The organism is Streptomyces sp. XY431, assembly GCF_001279805.1.
GTDB classification, from domain to species: domain Bacteria; phylum Actinomycetota; class Actinomycetes; order Streptomycetales; family Streptomycetaceae; genus Kitasatospora; species Kitasatospora purpeofusca.
This window is the reverse complement of the sequence record NZ_LGDO01000078.1, coordinates 1-19149: the sequence shown is the minus strand read 5'-3', so window position 1 is coordinate 19149 and position 19149 is coordinate 1. Positions and strand designations below refer to the sequence as shown.

The window sequence follows — 19149 nt, the reverse complement described above, 5'->3', positions numbered from 1 at the left end:
CGCCGTTGGTCTCCTCCCACAGGTCGAACACACCACCCGCGAGCGGCGCGCCGGTCTCGGCGTTCGTCTTCAGCACCCGCACCTCACCCGTCACCGGGGTGGAGCCGCAGGAGGGCAGGTCGCCGTTGAAGGGGTAGGAGTGGAACTCCTGGCCGCCGCCGCCGACGGGCAGGCTGGTGTGGGTGAGGGAGCCGGTGGTGAAGAAGCGGCCGTTGACGCCGGCCAGGGTGACCGTGGTCTGCGACGTCGGTTCGCCGATCAGGAAGCTGCCCTGGAACTGGCCGGTGCCGCCCAGGGTGACCGAGGTGGCGTCGGGAAAGTTCCACAGCAGGTGGTCGCGGTAGCCGTTCAGCGGGTCGTCGGAGTCGTTGATGCCGCCGCTGAAGGTGTTCAGGACGCGGGTGGTGCCGGTGACGTTGACCAGGATGGTGGCCCCGGCCGGGATGTTGGCGAAGACGATGCCCTGCTGACCGCCGGTCGGCCCGGTGAGGTCGAAGTCGGCGTTGAAGACCTGGAGCGCCGAACTGCCGTCACCGGTGAACAGGGTCTGGCCGCCCGAGTTGACGGCGGTGCCGGTCGGGGTGCGGGCCATACCGTCGACCCGGGCGTAGCAGTCGGAGGCGGTCGAGAGCTGGGCGCGCAGACCGGTGTAGGGCTGGACGGCGTTGGCATCGGTGGTGGAGGTTCCGGTCACCGTGCCGCTGACGGGACCGGCGTGCCGGACGACGCCGCCCTCGGCCACCAGGGTCTGGCCGCTCGCGACGGTGACCCCGGCGCCGGTGGTGAGGAAGTCGGCGCCGTCCGGCGGCGGGACCCGGGAGCCGACGCCGGCGATGCCGACGTTGTAGATCGAGCTGACCCCGGCCTCCTTCGCCTGGTCGAAGGCGTTGAGGACAACGACGCGGCCCTCGGCCTCGGCGGCGCGGCCGCGGACCAGGAAGTCACCGCCGACGAAGACGTTGATGCCGTTGTCCCGGCCGGTGAACGGCAGGTTGTTGATCGAGGTGGGGTAAGTGGCGGGGCAGCTGCCGGGCACACAGGGCCCGAGTCCGCCGGGCAGCGGGGCGGCCGCGGCGCCGACCGCGCCCGGGCCGAGCGCGAGGACGGGGACGAGGGCCGTGACGAGGGTGCACGGCACCGCCAGGGCACCGGCCCTTCGGCGGACGCGGGCGAGCAGTCGATTGAGGGAAGCCATGCTCGTAGCGTCCGACAGTTTGTACGAACGCGGTCACCGCTGGGGCGCCCTCCTACGCTGATGCGGTGAGCGGGCGCACCCGCCCGGACCAACCGTCACCGTCCGGAGCCGGGGAAGGGGCTGCACCAACAGGACGGGCTGCGCCAACAGGATGGGCTGCACCCACAGGATCGGGGCAGCCCGCAGCGTCAGGACGCCTCGTCCCAGGGGGAAGCCGCCCGGTTCCCGGTGCCGTCGCAGGTGCGGCAGATCTCGTCGCGGTAGGCGTGCTTGGCCCCGCCCGCGTCGACCCGGTAGCGGACGTACACCCCGGTGCCGTCGCAGAGGAAGCAGTTGCCGCCGCCACCGCCGACCTCGGTGGTGCCCGTGCCCTGGCAGGTCCGGCAGCTGAGGCCGGCGGTACGGCCGGTGCCCGCACAGATGCGGCAGACCGTGGTCATCGTCTTCCTCCTGTCGGCGCGCGGAACCTGGGGCGTGCCCTGGGTCATGCTAGGCCAGCCGTCCCACGCGCGGGTCCGGGTCGGCGGGGTCAGCCCGGCAGGCCCTCCCCGACGCGGCGGGAGACCGAGATCTGCTGGAGGTCGAGCAGCCCGGGCGGTTCGGCGACACCGGGGCCGCCGGAGTGCACCCAGGTGGCGATCTCCTCGATCATGTCGTCCGCCAGCACCCAGCCCAGCCAGACCGGCCGGCCGCCGGCCGCGCGGCCCTCGCTGGAGGGGCCGACCACCACGACGTTGGAGTGCGCGCAGGTGTCCAGGCACTTCACCGCGCGGACCCGGCCCGCGTCGCCGACCGCCGCGCGCAGCCGCTCGTACTGGCCGGCGTGGTCGACACCGGGGTGCTTCTCCTGGGTACCGCAGCAGCAGCCCCGGCAGACGGTGACGGTCACCGGGGCCGCCGGGCCGCGTCCGCCCTGCTTGCCTGCCGCGCCCTGCTTACCTGCCGCGCCCTGCTTGCCGGCCCCGCCCTGCTTGCCGATCCGGTCGCGCTCGCGACGGCTCATGGTTCCTCGGCCTCCTCGTTCCCCAGGGCCCGCCGCCGCGCCCGTGCGCGCGGCAGCCGCAGGCCGCTGCGGCCGACGATCACGGTGGAGCCCGCCGACCGGGTGGCACCAGGACGGCAGCCGCAGCCTACCCGGCCACCGTCGGACGGCCGCCCCGGGCTTCGCCGGAAACATGAACTACGCGCCAACACAAGGGAGTTGATGACGAACCCCTGGGCGCGGAGCCGGGCCCGAGCGTAGGCTGCCCCACTGTGAACCTTCTCGCCCTCCTGATCGGGACGGTCTTCGCCGGCAACGCGTACTGGACCGGGTCACGGGCCTCGCGGACGTTCCGGATCAACCGCTACGGCACCCGGCACCGGGCCCGGGTGGTCTCCGTGACGAGCACGCCCGTGGGCGACGAGGGCGGCTACGAGGACACCGTCCGGGTGCGGTTCGAGGTCGCGGACGGCCCCGCGGTGGAGGCGGACACCTCGATCGCCCTGCGCGGGCCGACCGGACTCGGCCCCGGCGACCCGGTCGAGGTCGCCCACCTCCCGCGCTTCCCGGAGAAGGTCGTCGTCCTCGGCTTCCCCAGCACCGACGGCGTCGGGCTGCTGGGGTACTGCTGCGTGCTCTTCGCCGTGGCGACGGTGTTCTTCTTCTGGGTGGCCGCCACCATCGGCTGACGGCACGGAGCCCCCACCACCACGCCGCCGCCCGACCCCTCCCCCACCGCGACAGACCGCCCGAATTCCGCTCCGCCCCGTTTCGGAATGCATTTCGACACCCCTCGGAGCGAAATTCGGAATTCCCTCCGGAGCACCCGTCGAAACCTCTGACGAATTTTCGGAAATGTATGCGCACAGCATGGACGGCCGCGAAACCTGCCAGTAACTTACCTGTCAGTAGTAGCTGTGGCCCGGCTCGCACGACCCCCACCCACTCGTTTCTCTCCCCCAGGAGGAATCGTGCTCCGCCGTGCCCGGAATTCCCTGCTGCTCGCTTCCGCCGCGTTGGGCGCCGCTCTCGCGATGACCGCCACCAGCGCGCAGGCCGCCACTCCCGCCCCCCACCGCTACGTGGCGCTCGGCGACTCCTATGCGGCCGGTGCGGGGGTTCCGGGCCAGTCGGCCGGACTCTGCCTGCGCTCCGACCGCAACTACGGCCACCTGGTCGCCGCCGCCCTGAACGCCGCCGCCTACCGCGACGTCACCTGTGCCGCCGCCAAGGTCAAGTCGATCACCGAGGCGCAGTACGACGCCTTCCTCCGGGTCAACGATCCGCAGATCGACGCGGTGACCGCCGACACCGACCTGATCACCCTGGGGATCGGCGGCAACGACCTCGGCGACAGCGATCTCGGGATCGCCGACGTGATCGCGACCTGTATCGCGGGCGCCGTGGTCAACCCGCTCGGCACCCCGTGCACCGACGTCTACCACCACGGGTACTGGGACTGGTCCAGCTGGTCCTGGCAGTACGGCAACGACGACCTCGCCGACCGGGTCGACCGGACCGGGCCGCGGCTCGCCGACACCGTGAAGCGGCTGCGCGCCAAGGCCCCGAACGCCCGGATCCTGCTGGTCGGGTACCCCTCGGTGCTGCCCGCCGACGGCGCCTCCTGCGTCCTGCGCCAGCCGATCGCCCCGCGCGACATCCCGTACCTGCACGAGGTGCTCGGCCGGCTGAACACGATGCTGCGGTCCACCGCCCAGGCCACCGGCGCCACCTACGTGGACACCGCCACGCCCACCCGCGGGCACGACGTCTGCTCGGCCGACCGCTGGGTCGAGGGCGCGCTGCCCGGCTCCCCGGCCGTGCCCTTCCACCCGAACGCGACCGGCGAGCGGGTCATGGCCGACGCCGTGCTCAAGGCCCTCGGGTAACACCTCCGAAAGACACCCCACAAGCCCCGAGGGGCGGTGACCGGTCCCCGGTCACCGCCCCTCGGTCGTGCTCCGCCCGCCTCACGGCTTGATGCGGACCACCTGCGGGTCGTGGTCGCTCGCCTGCTGGGCGAACTCGGCGTTGATGTGCACCACGTCGTACTTGGCGTACCCGACCTCCGGGCTGACCAGGATGTGGTCCAGCACCTGCGAGTTGCCCTGGTAGACGTACGAGTACTGCTCCTTCTCCGGCAGCTCGTTCACCAGGTCGCGCAGCACGCCGTCCTTGGTGAGCGTGGTCAGCGCGGGCGAGAACTGGTAGTCGTTGAAGTCGCCGACCGAGACCACCTTGGCCTCCTTGTCGGCGGCCAGCAGCTTGGCGACGAAGGCCTGCTCCACCGTGGCCTGGGCGACCCGCTGGACCTCCGAGGAGCGGACCGGGGCCTGGAAGCGGCTGTCGATGCCCTGGTCACCGCCCTTGCTGTTGAAGTGGTTGGCGATGACGAAGACCTTCTTGCCGCGGAAGGAGAACTGGCCGATCAGCGGCTTGCGGCTGTTGGTCCACGCCGCGTCGGCGGGGGCGATCCGGCCGGGCGAGGCGGTCAGCGAGGCGGCGGAGCCGGTGCCGGCCACGTCGACCGCGGTGGTGGTGGCGGCGCCGCCGGGGATGTCGGTGAAGGAGACCCGCTGCGGGTTGAACAGGAAGACCTGGCGGATGTTGCCGCCGGGCTCGCCGCCGTCCTTGCCGTCCTCCGGGTCCACCGAGCGCCAGTCGTACGCCGGGCCGCCGGCCGCCTTGATCGCGGCGACGAACTTGGCGACGGTCTGGCTCGCGTCCACCGTGCCGTCGTTCTTGGCGCCGTTGTTGTCCTGGATCTCCTCCAGGGCGACGATGTCGGGCGAGCGCAGGTGGGTGACGACACCGGCGGCCAGCTCGGCGAACTTGCTGTCCGGGTTGGTGGCGGCGAGGTTCTCCACGTTGTAGGTGGCGACGGAGAGTTCGCGGTCGGCGGTCGGGGCGGTCACCTCGCGCTGGAGGTGGTTGTCCTGGAGCGCGCCGAGGGTGCCGGCGACCAGGGTGTAGCCGCCGAACTGGTTGTAGTCCAGCGGGCCGTTGGTGACGCCGGTCAGCACGTCGCCCACGTTGGCGACCGGGAAGGCCTGCTGGGAGACCGGCGCCTGCTGCTGCACCATCAGCCGGCCGACGTTCGGCTCCTCGTAGGACTCGTAGAGCACGCCGCCGCGCCGGCTCTTCTGGTCCTGCCTGTCGGCGGCGACCCACAGCTCGTTGTACTTGTCGGTGGCCTGGATCACCCGGACGTCGCGGACCTCGACGAGCATGCCCTCCAGCGACTCGTAGAAGTCGAGGGTGTACTTCTCCGGGTCCAGCGCGACACCGTTGACGGTGCCGTCCGGGCCCGCCGCCGGGCTGTAGGTGCCGGGGATGTTGCGGGTGTCGACGACCACCGGGGCCGGCAGCGGGTTGCCGGCGGAGACCACGGTGACGGCCGGGTTGGTCAGCTGGGTGAGCGACTGCGAGCCGCCGGTGAAGTTCGGGTAGTACTCCGTCACCTTGCCGGTGACCAGCACCGAGTCGCCGACCTTGACGGTCGGGTTGGCGGAGCCGGTGTAGACGAAGACGCCCTCGCTGGTGGCCGGGTCGGCGTCCGGGTTCGGGTCCTGGATCCAGAAGCCCTTGGAGCCGTACGCGCGCACGCCGGTGACGATGCCGGGCACACCGGCGACGGTCTTGCCGGTGCGGTCGGACAGCCGGGTGCGGCCCTGGACGTCGTGGATCCGGACGGCGCCCGGCTCGGTCGGGCCGGTCGGGGTGGAGCCCTCGGCGACCTCGCCCTTGCTGTTGGTCGGCGACGGGGCGCCGGCCGTGAGGTCGGCGGCGTTGTCGTCGGTGTCCGGCAGACCGGCCTTGCGGGCGACCGAGGCGGTGTTGGAGGCGCCGGCCACCGAGGCGGAGCCCTCGTGGACCACGGCGGTGCCGAAGCCGACGATGTCGCGCACCCGCGGGTCGGCGGCGCAGTCGGCCGCGGTCTTGCAGGTCAGCGGGTCGGTGCCGCGGACCAGCGCGACGGTGCCGCTGGTGCCGGACAGCGCCAGCGAGCCCACCGCGTCCGGGGTGGGCAGCTCGACGGTGCCCGCCGCGCCGGCGCCCTCGCCGACCAGGTAGCGCCCGCCGGGGGCGATCGAACCGGTCAGCGGGGTGACGCCCCACTGGGAGTTCGGGCCGGGCGCGGCCGATATGTACTGGACGCTCCAGCCGTCCAGGCCGAAGGCGGCGCCGCCCTTGTTGGCCAGCTCGACGAAGTCGTTCTTCAGCGTGGCGCCCGAGTTGCCGCCACCGCCGTAGACCTCGGAGATCAGCGCGTCCGCGGACGGCGCGGCCACCGCGGCGGGCAGCGGGGCCAGCACCAGGGAGGCGGCCAGACCGGCCGGGACGACAGCCGCGCGCAGCAGGGCGCGGCGCGAGCGCGGACGGGGAGCGATGGGCATGGTCACCGGAACGGGGCTCCTAGCTCGGGTGGTGCATGGGGGTGGGTCGGCGGGGCGGTCGGCCGGACGGGTCGACGGAACGGATCGGCGGGACGGATCGGCCGGGCGGGTGGGCCGGACGCATCGGCCGGTGTCCGGCCCGCTGTCCTGCTACCCGCGTAGAAATCCGCGCGGAAGTCGGGAACCGCCCCCCGCAGCGCCCCAAAGATACGCGCGTAGAAAATGACCGGACAAGAGCCTGGAGGTGAACTTCTCCAGGATCTCCGGGACGGCGACGGACCGTTACCCCGAAGCTGTGACCCCGGCTACAACCAGCCGCGCTGGGCCGCCTTCAGACCCGCCTCGAAGCGGCTGGCCGCCTCCAGACGCTCCATCAGCGCCGCCATCTGCCGCCGGACCGTCCGCACCGAGACCCCCAGCCGCTTGGCCGCCGCGTCGTCGGTCAGCCCGGTGGAGAGCAGCCGCAGCAGTTCGCGCTCACCCGGGCTGAGGCCGGTGCCGGCGTCCTCGGGGCGCGGGTCCCCGCCGAGCGGAGCGGCGGTCTCCCAGGTCTGCTCGAACAGCGCGACCAGCGAGGCGACGATCCCGGGCTCCTCGGTGCACAGGGCACCGGCCCTGGTGTTCTCCGGGTCGATCGGCACCACGGCGGTGGTGCCGTCGAAGACCAGCATCCGCGGCGGCAGCACCGGAGCGGTGCGCACCCGGCCGCCCAGGCCGGTCATCCACTGGGTGTAGGCGAAGGTCTCGGGGTCGTTGCGGACGCTGTCCTGGTAGATGCTGCGCAGGCTGACGCCCCGTCGCAGGGCGTCCTCGTCCAGCGGGCGGGAGGCGGCCAGGCTGGCGGCGGACTGCGCGCCGCCGGGCATCACCGCCAGGCACTCGGTGGTCAGCCGGGCGGTCAGCGTCTCCAGCTTGGCCTGGATGGCGTCGAGGCCGACCAGGCGCTCGCCGCCGTCCACCAGGGTGGCCGAGCGGAGCGTGGCGTACTCCGCGACGGCGCGCGCCACGGCGGCCTTGGAGACGGCCAGCTCCTGCTGGCGGCGGGCGAGCTCCTCCTCCTGGCGGCGCAGCAGCAGTTCCAGCCCGCGCTCCGGGCTGACCGGCCAGAGCGCGCCGGGGCGTTCCCGGGAGGCGCGCAGCAGGGTCAGGTCGGCGAGGCGGTCGAGGGCGGCCCGGACGGCGGCCTCGGGGAGGTGGAGCCGTTCGCAGAGTTCGGCCACCCCGCCCTCCGGATCCGCGAGCATCTCGCGGTACACGGCTTCCGCGGTGGTGTCCACGCCCAGCAGTTCCAGCACGTCAACGACCCCTGATCGTCACGACATCGCGTCTCATCGCGGCTCGCGACGGAATCCCGGTCCGCCCCGGCGGTTCCCGATCCTTCCTCCGGCGCTCCCGCCGCCACAAGACGTGATCCGGTCACCCGGCCCGAACCGGACCGTCCGGTCTGTTCCGCAGAGGGATCGGGCCGACCGGCGCCACCCCCGGGTTGCCGTTCCGGGGTTGCAGCAAGCTGCCTGGCCGGATGCTGCCCGGCGAACTCCCTCCCGGCGCGGACCGGGTGACGGAAGGATGCAGTCTGCGGGCAGACACCGGCCGCACACACCGGCACCACGTGTCCGACCGCACCCACCGGCACCACGCACCCGGCACCATCGCACGACACCACCGCACGACACCGCGCACCCGGCACCAACGCACCGACACCACGCCCTGAACCACCGTGCACAGAACAGGAACCTCCGTGCCGAAGCCCGTCCGGCTGCTCGCCGCCGCCGCCCTCGCACTGACCCTCGCCGCCGTCGTCGCTCCCGCCGCCTCCGCGCGGACCGCCCCGGCTGCCCCGACCGCCGCCCTCCCCGTGGCCACTCACGCCGACGGGACGGGGATCGGCTGGGACGCCCCGGGCATCCGGGAGACCGGAGGCATCGGCTGGGACTCCTCCCGCGCCGACGGCCCGGGCATCGGCTGGGACTGACCGTTCGGTGTTCGCCGTCCAATTGACTCTCCTGGACGTCTCGGCCACGCCCGTCGGCGAGGCCGGACCCGCCGACGTCCAGGGCGCCCTGTGGGCGCGCGCGGTTCCGGGCGACGGCCTGGAACACGTCCGCGCCCGCGCCCTCCCGGGGGGTGTCGGCGTCGTGCTGTACGTCCGCGCCCCCGACCGGGAGGCGGCCGAGCTGAGGGCGTACGCCCTGCTCCGCCGCGCACTGGCGGAGGGCCCCGCGCACCGCTTCACGGTGGCGGCTCCACCGTAGGCCGCGGGGCCCTCCGCCGGGCACGCTCCCGCCTTCCGTCCTGATTTCGGACGGTTGCTCACGCTCACAGATTTGGCCGATTCATGCCTACGGCTTGACCGGCCTGTTATTGACATGCATATGCCCATTGGCATGCCCGCACGCAGGCCCGGTCCCCCGGGCCCGCACAGCCGTGCCCGAACGCGGACGCGTGTCGCCGTCGAACCCCTCACCACAGACCGTCGAGGAGCTCCATGTCACAGCCGACCGGCACACCACCCCGGCGCCACGCCGGGAACACCGTGCCAGCCGCCCCCGCCGCACGCCGCCGCAACGGCGTCCTGCGCAACACCGCCGTCGCTCTCGCCGTGGTACTCGCCGCCGAGGCCGCCGCCGTCATCATGACGACCGGTCAGGCCGTCGCGGTCACCCCCGAGGCCCCCGCCCCCAAGCCCGGCAAGGCCCTCGGCCCGGCCGAGGCCAAGGACATCGCCACCGCCCACCTCAAGGCCCGGCTGGAGAACCGCCGGATCGAGGTGACCGACGAGCGCGGCGAGTCCACCACCACCTGGATCAACCCGGACGGCACCACCACCCTGGACCTCGCCTCCGGCCCCGTCCGCTTCAAGGACAAGGACGGCAGCCTCCGGCCGATCGACGTGAACCTGGCCCAGCAGGCCGACGGTTCGGTCAAGGCCAAGGGCCACCCGCTCGGGCTCTCGCTGGCCGGTGCCACCGCGCCCGCCGCCGCGTCGAAGTTCAAGGCCGCCGGCGCCCCGGCCGGCGACCAGCAGGCCCCGGCCGTCCCCCTGGTCTCGCTGGACAACGGCAACGGCACCAGCATGTCGCTGTCCTGGCGCGGCACCCTGCCCGCCCCGCTGGTCGACGGCACCAGGGCCCGGTACCAGAACGCGCTCACCGCCACCGATCTGATCATCGAGTCCACCCGGACCGGCTTCGAGCAGTTCCTGGAGCTCAAGGACCGCAGCGCGGTCGGCGCCAACGGCACCGTCACCATGACCCTGGACGCGGCCGGCCTCCAGGCCCGCCACAACGCGGACAACTCGGTCTCCTTCCTCGACCCGACGACCGGCGAGGAGAAGGGCCAGCTGCCCGCCCCGGTGATGTGGGACGCGAAGGTCGACGCGCGCAGCGGCGACCACACCCACACCGCCCCGGTCGGTCTGAAGGTCACCCAGAACGGCAACGCCGTCGACCTCACCCTCACCCCGGACGCGGCCTTCCTCAACGACCCGGCGACCCAGTACCCGGTCACCGTCGACCCGGCGGTCAACATCGGCGTCGGCTTCGACACCTTCGTCCAGCAGGGCTACGCCACCGACGTCTCCGCGCAGACCGAACTGAAGCTGGGCAACAACGGCTCCGGTCAGATCGCCCGCTCCTTCCTGCAGTTCCCGATGGCGAAGATCAGCGGGAAGCAGATCACCAGCGGCAAGCTCAACCTGTGGAACTTCCACAGCTGGTCCTGCACCGCCAAGGGCTGGGACGTCTGGGACACCGGCAGCGCCGGCACCAGCACCCGGTGGACCGCGCAGCCCGGCTGGAACCGCAAGTGGGCCACCTCCACCTCGACCAAGGGCTACTCCAGCTCCTGCAACGACGGCTGGGTCAACCAGGACATCACCTCGCTGATCCAGGCGTGGGCCGGCAACGGCAACGCCAACAACACCCTGGGCATCCGCGCCACCGACGAGAGCGACCCGTACGGCTGGAAGAAGTTCAACTCCGGCAACGCGTCCGCCAACACGCCCTACCTGTCGGTGACGTACAACACCCCGCCGGCCGTCTCCACCCTGCTCGCCCCGGCGAACGGCGCGCTCACCGGCGACGCCACCCCGACGCTCTCCGCCAAGGCGACCGACCCCGACGGCGGCAACGTCCTGCTCGACTTCGAGGTCTGGGCGGCCAACGGCACCGCGGCGCTGCAGTCCGGCCACACCGCCTACGCGGCCTCCGGCTCCACCTTCACCTGGACCCCCGGCACCGCGCTGCCCGCCGGCGGCTACAAGTGGCGCTCCCGCTCCTGGGACGGCACCGCCAACAGCGCCTGGTCCGCGTTCCGCACCTTCACCGTGGACACCACCGCGCCCGGCGTCACCGCGATCGCCTCCGGGGACTTCCCGGCCGGCCAGTGGGCGGGCACCCCGGACGCCAACGGCGACTACAGCGGCAACTTCACCCTCACCCCGCCGACCGGCGACGTGAAGGACGTCCAGTACAAGCTGGACGGCGGCGCGTGGGTCACCGCCGCCACCACCGGCACCCCGGTCACCGCGAAGCTGACCTTCAAGGCCGGCGCCCACACCGTCACCGCGCACAGCCGGGACGCCGCGGGCAACGTCTCCGCGGACCGGACCTACACCTTCTACGCCGGCAAGGGCGCGGCCCTGACCGCCCCGGGCGCCGGCGAGCGCGCGGCCCGCCGCACCACCCTGCTGGGCGAGGGCAACAGCAACCACACCGGCGTGCGCTACCAGTACCGCCGCGGCGAGACCGACACGTGGAAGGACGTGCCGGTCGCGAACGTGACCACCACCGACGGCAAGGCCGTCACCGGCTGGCCGTTCGCCGCGCCGGCGGGCAAGCCGGCCCCGCTGACCTGGAACATCACCGACACCCTGACCGCCGACGGCCCGGTGGACGTGCAGGCGGTCTTCACCGACGGCACCTCGGTCGCCGTCACCGAGGCGACCACCATCACCGTCGACCGCAACGCGGGCACGGCTCCGGACACCGAGGTCGGGCCGGGCACGGTCAACACCCTCACCGGTGACTTCGGGCTGTCCGTGACCGACGCCGCCGGCTTCGGCCTGAGCAGCGAGCGCTCGTTCTCGTCCCGCCGTCCCGGCCTCGGCGCGGAGCGCGAGGGCCAGGCCGCGATCTTCGGCCCGCAGTGGAGCTCCAGCACCGTCACCGAGCTGACCCAGTCCGACTGGGCCTATGTGCGGCAGACCTCGCCGACCTCGGTCGCGCTGGTCAACGGCGAGGGCCAGGAGACCGGCTTCACCGCGACCACCGGCGGCGGCTGGAAGCCCGAACCCGGCGCCGAGGAATACACCCTCACCGGCACGCTCTCCGGCACCTTCACCCTGAAGAGCACCGCCGGTGCGACCATCACCTTCGGCAAGGTCGACCCGGCCGCCACCACCTGGCAGGTCACCGGCAGCTCCCTGCCGGCGGACAACTCCACCACCACGGTCGTGTCGGAGAAGGTCACGGCCGGCGGCCGGACGCTGGCCCGCCCGCGGTACCTGGTCTCGCCGACCTCGGCCACGGCCTCCGCGAACTGCGCGGCCGTCCCGTCGACCGCCGGCTGCCGGGTCCTGGAGTACGTCTACGCGGACACCACCACCGCCACCACCGCCACCGTCGGCGACATCGCCGGCCAGGTGAAGCAGATCCGGCTGTGGAGCACCGCCCCCGGTGACATCGTCGCCACCCCGGTCGTCATCGCCGAGTACCGCTACGACGACCTGACCCGCCTGCGCGAGGTGTGGGACCCGCGCGTCGGGCCGTCGGCGAAGACCGCCTACACCTACGACGCCGCGGGCCGGGTCGTCACCCTCACCCCGCCCGGTGAGCTGCCCTGGACCCTCACCTACGGCAAGGCCGGCAATGCCGCCACCGCGGGCGAGGGCATGCTGCTCGCGGTCTCGCGCCCCTCGCTCCAGCAGGGCAGCAATGACGTCACCAACGGCACCGCCGCGACCAACCTGGTCTACGACGTGCCGCTGGCCGGCACCGGTGCCCCGTACGCGATGGGCGTCGCCGACGTGGCCGGCTGGGGTCAGAGCAACGCCCCGACCGACGCCACCGCGTTCTTCCCCGCCGACGCACCCCCGGCCAGCCACGACGGCCGGGCCCTCGGCGCGGGCGACTACGCCAAGGCCGCCATCACCTACACCAACGCCTCGGGCCGCCAGGTCAACACCGCGCGAGCCGGTGGCGTGACCACCACCGAGTACGACGCACTCGGCAACACCACCCGCGAACTGACCGCCGACAACCGGGCGCTGGCACTGTCCACCGCCGGTGACGGGCTCACCAGGCTGCGGGCGCTCGGCCTCGACAAGGCCGGCACCGCCGACCGCGCCATGGCGCTGTCCACGCTCTCCGCGCACTCCGCCGACGGCCTGCGCCAGCTGGAGCAGACCGGCCCGCTGCACATCGTGGCGCTGGAGCACAACCTGGCCGCCGCCGGCACCAGCCCGGCCCGCCCGGCCGGCGACGAGGTCCCGGCCCGCACCCACACCGTGACCGCCTACGACGAGGGCCGCCCGGCCAACGCCGTGGTCAGCAACCAGCCCACCTCGGCCACGGTCGGCGCCCGGATCGACGGCTACCCGACCGACGCCGACGCCCGCACCACCAGCACCGGCTACGACTGGGCAAAGGGCCTGGCCACCCAGGTGGTGGAGGACCCGACCGGTCTGGCGCTCACCAGGAACCTCGCCTACGACGCCCAGGGTCGTCCGGTCAAGCTGACCCAGCCCAAGTCGAACGGCAGCGACGTCGGCACCACCGTGACCGGCTACTGGTCCGCCACCGGCACCGGCGCCTGCGCGGGCCGCCCCGAGTGGGCCGACCTGCCCTGCGCCACCGGCCCGGCCGCCCCGGCCGCCGACGCCGGCAGCAACCCGGCGGAGATCCCGACCAGGATCACCGAGTACGACCGCTGGGGCAACGCCGCCGTCGTCAAGGAGACCGCCAACGGCGTCACCCGGACCACCACCACGACCTACGACGCCGCCGGCCGCGCGGTGAAGACCTCCGTCAGCGGTGGCACCGGCACCGCCGTCCCGGACACCACCACCACCTACGACGCCGTCACCGGCCGCGCCGTCTCGGTCTCCAACGGCAGCTCCACCGTCACCACCGGCTACGACAAGCTCGGCCGCCCGGTCAGCTACAACGACGGCAGCGGCAACGTCACCACGACCGAGTACGACGTCGCCAACAGGATCGTCAAGGAGTCCGACTCCGCGCCGTCCACCACCACGTACACCTACGACTCGGCCGGCCGGCCGCAGTCGACCACCGACTCGATCGCCGGCGCCCACACCGCCGAGTACGACGCCGACGGCCGGATCGCCAGGCAGACCCTGCCCGGCGGCTATGTCCTCACCAACACCTACAACCCGCAGGGCGTACTGACCGGCAAGGTGTACACCGGCGCCGACGGCACCGTGGTCCTGGCCGACCTCGCGGACTACAACGTCCACGGCCAGCAGACCGGCCACACCCAGAGCGCCGGCAGCGCCGTGGAGAGCACCTTCACCTACGACGCCAACGGCCGCCTCACCAAGGCCGTCGACCAGGCTCCGACCGGCTGCACCAGCCGCGGCTACGCCTTCGACAAGAACAGCAACCGCACCTCGCTGACCACCAGCACGGAGGACTGCGACCCCGCCACCAACGACGTCGCCAGCACGCTGGTCTCGTCGGACTACGACTCGGCCGACCGGCTCAAGGGCGCCGGCTACGACGCCTTCGGCCGGATCACCACGCACCCCAGGAACGGTGCCCAGTTCGGCTACTACACCACCGGCCTGGCCCGGAGCGAGACGGTCGGCACCCAGCGCAACACCTGGGCGCTCGACGCGGCCGGCCGCCTGGCCTCCCGCACCAGTGAGACCCAGGCCGGCGACGGCACCTGGAGCACCACCGCCGGCGCCGTCAACCACTACGGCTGCGGCTGCGACAGCCCGACCTGGAGCAAGGGCGACAGCGGCGAGATCGTCCGGCTCGTCACCGACCTCACCGACACCCTGAGCGCCGTCACCGGCGCCACCGGCAGCACCGTCCTCCAGCTGACCAACCTGCACGGCGACGTGTCGGTCCAGCTGCCGCTCGACCCGGCCGAGTCGCTCGTCGTCCGCACCTACGACGAGTACGGCAACCTGCTGGCCGACCTGAGCACCCCGGCCACTCCGGCCACCGGTTACGGCTGGATCGGCGGTCAGCAGCGCGACAGCGCCACCCTCAGCGGCGTCGTCCTCATGGGCTCGCGCCTGTACGACCCGGCCCTCGGCCGGTTCCTGCAGACGGACTCGGTGCTCGGCGGCAACGCCAACGCGTACGCCTACCCGACCGACCCGGTCAACATGTTCGACCTCGACGGGCGCTGGAGCTGGTCGAAGACCCGCTACTACTCCTGGGGTCGCGCGACCGCGTACGTCAGCGCCAGCATCGGCTGGCACGGTCTGAAGTACAAGCTGGGCCTGAAGATCGTCTTCAACCGTTCCTACACGGCGAAGATCGGCCGCAGCGCCCACTACTTCTGGGGCCCCCTCGCGGCGGCCATGGCCCTGTTCGGTCCGGTCGGCGCCGCCCTCGGCGTGGTGACGGCGGCCAAGCTCGGCTGGATCCAGAAGACCGCGGCCAAGGCGAACCACTACCGGAAGTGCGTCGCCGTGAAGTTCGAGGCCCGCGGCCTGACGCTGGGTCTCGGCGAGACCTGGGTCTCGTCCTGCTAATCTGACCCGCTGGTGAAAGACAGGTGAGGCCGGGCCCCGGGGGTGTTCCCCCGGGGCCCGGCCCGCTTTCCGTTCCCGCGCGCTCCCTGGCGCCGCTGCTCGCGTCCCGGTCGGCTACTCGCCCTTGTCGGCGGCCGCGGCGGTGAGTCCGGCGGACCACTTCTCCTCGACGTTGCCGAGCTTCCAGTAGGCGATCGCCGCCACCCAGGTCAGCACGAACAGGCCGACGATGGCGTAGCCGACGAAGTCGAGGTCCAGCTCGCCGATCCAGGCGACCGGCCCGCTGCTGATGTCCAGCTTCTCGCCGAGCAGCCCGATCAGCTCGATCGAGCCGATGACCAGGGCGACCAGCACCGAGAGCCCGGTGACGGTGAGGTTGTAGTAGATCTTCCGGACCGGCTTGGAGAACGCCCACTCGTAGGCGAAGTTCATGAACGAGCCGTCGATGGTGTCCAGCAGGCTCATCCCGGCGGCGAACAGGACCGGCAGCACCAGCAGCGCGTACCAGGGCAGCTGGAACGCCGCCGCGCCGCCGGCCAGCACCAGCAGCGACACCTCGGTGGCGGTGTCGAAGCCCAGGCCGAACAGCAGCCCGACCGGGTACATGTGCCAGGGCTTGGTGACCGCCCTGGTCACCCGGCCGAGGATGCGGTTCATGAAGCCGCGCTTCTCCAGCTGGGCCTCCAGCTCGGCCTCGTCGAACTCGCCCTCGCGCATCCGCCGGAAGACCTTGAGGATGCCGTTGAACGCGCCCAGGTTGATCAGGCCGAGCGCCAGCAGGAAGGTGCCGGAGACGGTGACACCGATCAGGCCGGTCGTCTCGTGCAGGGTGGAGCCGTCCTCCTCGACCTGGCCGGCCAGCGAGCGGATGCCCAGGGCGAGCAGGGCGCAGAGGCCGAAGACGATGGACGAGTGGCCCAGCGAGAACCAGAAGCCGACCGACAGCGGACGCTTGCCCTGGCCCATCAGCTTGCGGGTGGTGTTGTCGATGGCGGCGATGTGGTCGGCGTCGAAGGCGTGCCGCATGCCGAGCGTGTACGCGGTGAGCCCCATGCCGGCGCCGAAGACCTGGCCGCCGACCTCGTAGTGCTCGGGCGCGATGACCGCGAGCAGGGTGAACCAGCCGATCACGTGCAGCGCGAGGATGAAACCACCCATACCTGCCAGGCGGATCCACTCCTCACGGGTGAGCCGGTCGCGCCAGCGGGGGCCGGTCATCGGGGGTCCTTTCGTGGGGCCGTAGCGGCTCCGGGACGCCGGAGCTGGGCCATCCTTCCTTCTGGTTGTAATTAGTTGCAAGTCATGCGCAATTACGACCTGATTACCGGGTGGCGGACGAACAGGACGTCCCCGGACATGTCGCTGGGGCGACCTCGGGGTGACCCCGGGCAGACCTCCTCGCCACCCCCGGGCAGAGATGGTCATGAACCGTACAAGCGGCTGTAACCCGACGCGCCTGGAAGACGCCGTTCTACGCGCGGACACTCGGTCGTCCCGCACCCCAACCCCCTCCGGAGGGACGGCACATGATGCTCCGTCGAAGCACGCTCGCGCTGGCCGCGTCCGCCCTGCTCGCCACCGGCCCGCTCGCGCTCACCGCCCCCGCCCCGGCCGCCGCCGCGACCTCGGTGCTCCCCCACCGCGTCCTGTTCGACAACAGCAAGGCCGAGACCGCCGGCAACGCGGACTGGATCATCTCCACCGCCCAGCCCGACCCGCGCACCCAGAACGCCGACCCCAGCACCGAGAAGAGCTGGACCGGCGCCCTCTCCGCCTGGGGCGTCGCCCTCCAGAAGACCGGCCAGTACAGCCTGAAGACCCTCCCGGCCGGCTCCACCATCAGCTACGGCACCGGCGCCGCGCTCGACCTCGCCAACTTCGACACCTTCGTCATCCCCGAGCCGAACATCCGCTTCTCGGCGGCGGAGAAGTCCGCGATCATCCGTTTCGTGCAGAACGGCGGCGGGCTGTTCCTCATTTCCGACCACAACCAGAGCGACCGCAACAACGACGGCTGGGACTCCCCGGCGATCATCAACGACCTGTTCACCAACAACGGCGTGAACAACAACGACCCGTTCGGCTTCTCGGTGGACGTCAAGAACATCTCCACCGACAACCCGCGCGCCGTCAACGACGCCGCCGACCCGGTGCTGCACGGCCCCTTCGGCACCGTCACCGGCTCGATCCTGCGCTCCGGCACCACCTTCACCCTCAAGCCGGCCGACAACCCCAAGGTCAAGGGCATCGTCTACCGCACCGGCTCGTCCGGGAACACCGGCGCCTTCTTCGTCACCAGCGGATACGGCAGCGGCCGGGTCGCCGCCTGGGGCGACAGCTCCCCCGCCGACGACGGCACCGGGCAGTCCGGCAACAACCTGTTCAACGGCTGGGACGACCCGGCCGGCACCAACGCCGCCCTCGCCCTCAACGCCACCGCCTGGCTGAGCAAGGCCTGAGGCCCGCCACTCCACGGGGCGTCCCGTCGCTGGGACGTCCCGTCGCTGGGGCGTCCCGTCGCTGGGGCGTCCCGTCCGCCGCGCGCCCGGCCCGTCCGCCGGGCGCGCGGTTCCTCCGCCGGGCGCGCGGCCGCTTCCTCCCCTACTGTCGGAATGATCCGCACCGACGGGACCCGATGGGAGCGGCCATGCCCTCGTACCCGCACCGCACCACCCGCGAGGACCTGCGCGTCCCCCTCCCCGACGGCACCGAGCTGTACGCCCGCCTCTGGCGCCCCGCGACCGACACGCCCGTCCCCGTCGTGCTGGAGTACTCCACCGGCCGCCTCACCGACTGGACCGCCACCGAGGACGCCCGCCGCCACCCCTGGTTCGCCGGCCACGGCCACGCCGCCGTCCGGGTCGACGCCCGGGGCCACGGCAACTCCGGCGGACGGCCGCCCACCGCCTCCTCGGCCGACCGCCTCGTCGAGGACGGGGCCGAACTGGTCCGGTGGCTCGCCGGCCGGCCCTGGTGCAACGGACGGATCGGCCTGCTCGGCACCGGCGCGGCGGGAGCCCTCGCCCTGCGGATCGCCGCCCGCGTCCCGGACGCCGTGCGCGCCGTCGTCACCGCCTGCCCCGACGGCCCGCACCGCCTCGGCGGCGCCGTCCTCGCCGCCGACAGCCACACCCGCGCCACCGCCCACCTCGCCGACGCCGCCCGCCCACCGGACCCGCTGTACGTCGGCGACGACTGGCGGGCCCTGTGGCTGGCCCGGCTCGACGCCCTCGAACCCCCGCTCGCCGACTGGCTCGACGCCCCGGCGGCCCCCGCCCCGGCCGCGGCCGTCCCCACCCTCGCCGTCGCCGGCTGGTCCGACCCGTCCGCCGCGGCGGTGCTCGCCCTCGCCGAACGGTCCACCGCCGCCGTCCCCGTCCGCGCCGTCCTCGGCCCCTGGCCGCACGGACTCCCCGACGAACTCCTCCCCGAGGCCCTGCGCTGGTACGACCACTGGCTGCGCGACGCCGACACCGGCGCCCACGACACCGGCGCCCTGGCCACCCCCGCCCTGCGCAGCTGGCTCGGCACCCGCTGGTCCGCCGACGATCCCTGGCCGTCCCCCGGCGTCCGCCAGGTCGGCTACGGCCTCGACGGCCCGCTGCGCGCCGCCGGCACCGCCTCCGAGGACCGCTGGGTGCGCGTCCGCTCCCCCCAGCACACCGGCCTCAACGCCGGCGCCTACGTCCCGCACGGCCGCCCCGCCGACCGGCCGCCGGACCAGCGCGAGGAGGACGGCCGCTCGGTCTGCTTCGACTCCCGGCCGCTGCCCGAACCGCTGGAGCTGCACGGCTCCCCGGCGCTGACCCTGCACCCGGACCCTTTGAGCGGCGGCGCCCTGGTC

The 19149-nt window shown here is 72.9% G+C and carries 13 protein-coding genes; 7 read left to right on the top strand and 6 right to left on the bottom strand.

Going from position 1 to position 19149, the window contains the following annotated elements; genetic code table 11:
• The 3 genes from ADK60_RS11200 to ADK60_RS11190 all read right to left on the bottom strand — a co-directional run.
• A partial coding sequence (locus ADK60_RS11200) for a choice-of-anchor A family protein (RefSeq protein ID WP_159400390.1) occupies positions 1–1195 on the bottom strand: 1195 nt, incomplete at its 3' end.
• A gap of 188 nt (positions 1196–1383) precedes the next feature.
• Positions 1384–1635: a hypothetical protein gene (locus ADK60_RS11195; protein WP_030391225.1), complete on the bottom strand. Its 252-nt coding sequence runs from the start codon at positions 1633–1635 to the stop codon at positions 1384–1386.
• Between the two features lie 89 nt (positions 1636–1724).
• Positions 1725–2198: a (2Fe-2S) ferredoxin domain-containing protein gene (locus ADK60_RS11190; protein WP_234371035.1), complete on the bottom strand. Its 474-nt coding sequence runs from the start codon at positions 2196–2198 to the stop codon at positions 1725–1727.
• Between the two features lie 251 nt (positions 2199–2449).
• On the opposite strand from ADK60_RS11190, the gene ADK60_RS11185 reads away from it, so the two are divergent.
• Both ADK60_RS11185 and ADK60_RS11180 read left to right on the top strand, forming a co-directional pair.
• Positions 2450–2866 (top strand): DUF3592 domain-containing protein, encoded by a 417-nt coding sequence (locus tag ADK60_RS11185; protein WP_045942379.1) that lies wholly within the window; start codon positions 2450–2452, stop codon positions 2864–2866.
• A gap of 282 nt (positions 2867–3148) precedes the next feature.
• Positions 3149–4066, top strand: a complete 918-nt coding sequence (locus ADK60_RS11180) for an SGNH/GDSL hydrolase family protein (RefSeq protein WP_053645303.1) — start codon at positions 3149–3151, stop codon at positions 4064–4066.
• A gap of 81 nt (positions 4067–4147) precedes the next feature.
• Here the strand turns inward: ADK60_RS11180 and ADK60_RS11175 are convergent, their stop codons facing one another.
• Both ADK60_RS11175 and ADK60_RS11170 read right to left on the bottom strand, forming a co-directional pair.
• Positions 4148–6574 (bottom strand): DUF8508 domain-containing protein, encoded by a 2427-nt coding sequence (locus ADK60_RS11175; protein ID WP_053645305.1) that lies wholly within the window; start codon positions 6572–6574, stop codon positions 4148–4150.
• 305 nt (positions 6575–6879) lie between these two features.
• Positions 6880–7869, bottom strand: a complete 990-nt coding sequence (locus ADK60_RS11170) for a helix-turn-helix transcriptional regulator (protein ID WP_045942372.1) — start codon at positions 7867–7869, stop codon at positions 6880–6882.
• 446 nt (positions 7870–8315) lie between these two features.
• Between ADK60_RS11170 and ADK60_RS11165 the strand changes: the two genes are divergently transcribed.
• The 3 genes from ADK60_RS11165 (at position 8316) to ADK60_RS47575 (ending at position 15305) form a co-directional block, all read left to right on the top strand.
• Entirely contained in the window at positions 8316–8549 is a 234-nt protein-coding gene (locus ADK60_RS11165) for a hypothetical protein (RefSeq protein WP_053645301.1), read from the top strand.
• A gap of 7 nt (positions 8550–8556) precedes the next feature.
• Positions 8557–8829 carry a hypothetical protein gene (locus ADK60_RS11160; RefSeq protein WP_045942370.1) on the top strand — a complete coding sequence of 91 codons (273 nt, stop codon included), beginning with the start codon at positions 8557–8559 and terminating at the stop codon, positions 8827–8829.
• A gap of 233 nt (positions 8830–9062) precedes the next feature.
• A complete protein-coding gene (locus tag ADK60_RS47575) occupies positions 9063–15305 on the top strand; it encodes a DNRLRE domain-containing protein (protein ID WP_053645298.1) in 6243 nt (2080 codons plus the stop codon).
• 114 nt (positions 15306–15419) lie between these two features.
• Here ADK60_RS47575 and nicT read toward each other — a convergent pair whose 3' ends face one another.
• Positions 15420–16523 carry a Nickel transporter NicT gene (nicT, locus tag ADK60_RS11150; protein ID WP_053645296.1) on the bottom strand — a complete coding sequence of 368 codons (1104 nt, stop codon included), beginning with the start codon at positions 16521–16523 and terminating at the stop codon, positions 15420–15422.
• Between the two features lie 308 nt (positions 16524–16831).
• On the opposite strand from nicT, the gene ADK60_RS11145 reads away from it, so the two are divergent.
• Together ADK60_RS11145 and ADK60_RS11140 are read left to right on the top strand one after the other, a co-directional pair.
• A complete protein-coding gene (locus tag ADK60_RS11145) occupies positions 16832–17764 on the top strand; it encodes a motility-associated ABC transporter substrate-binding family protein (RefSeq protein ID WP_053645293.1) in 933 nt (310 codons plus the stop codon).
• 188 nt (positions 17765–17952) lie between these two features.
• Positions 17953–19149 (top strand): CocE/NonD family hydrolase (locus ADK60_RS11140; protein WP_159400389.1); only part of this gene is annotated, 1197 nt, incomplete at its 3' end.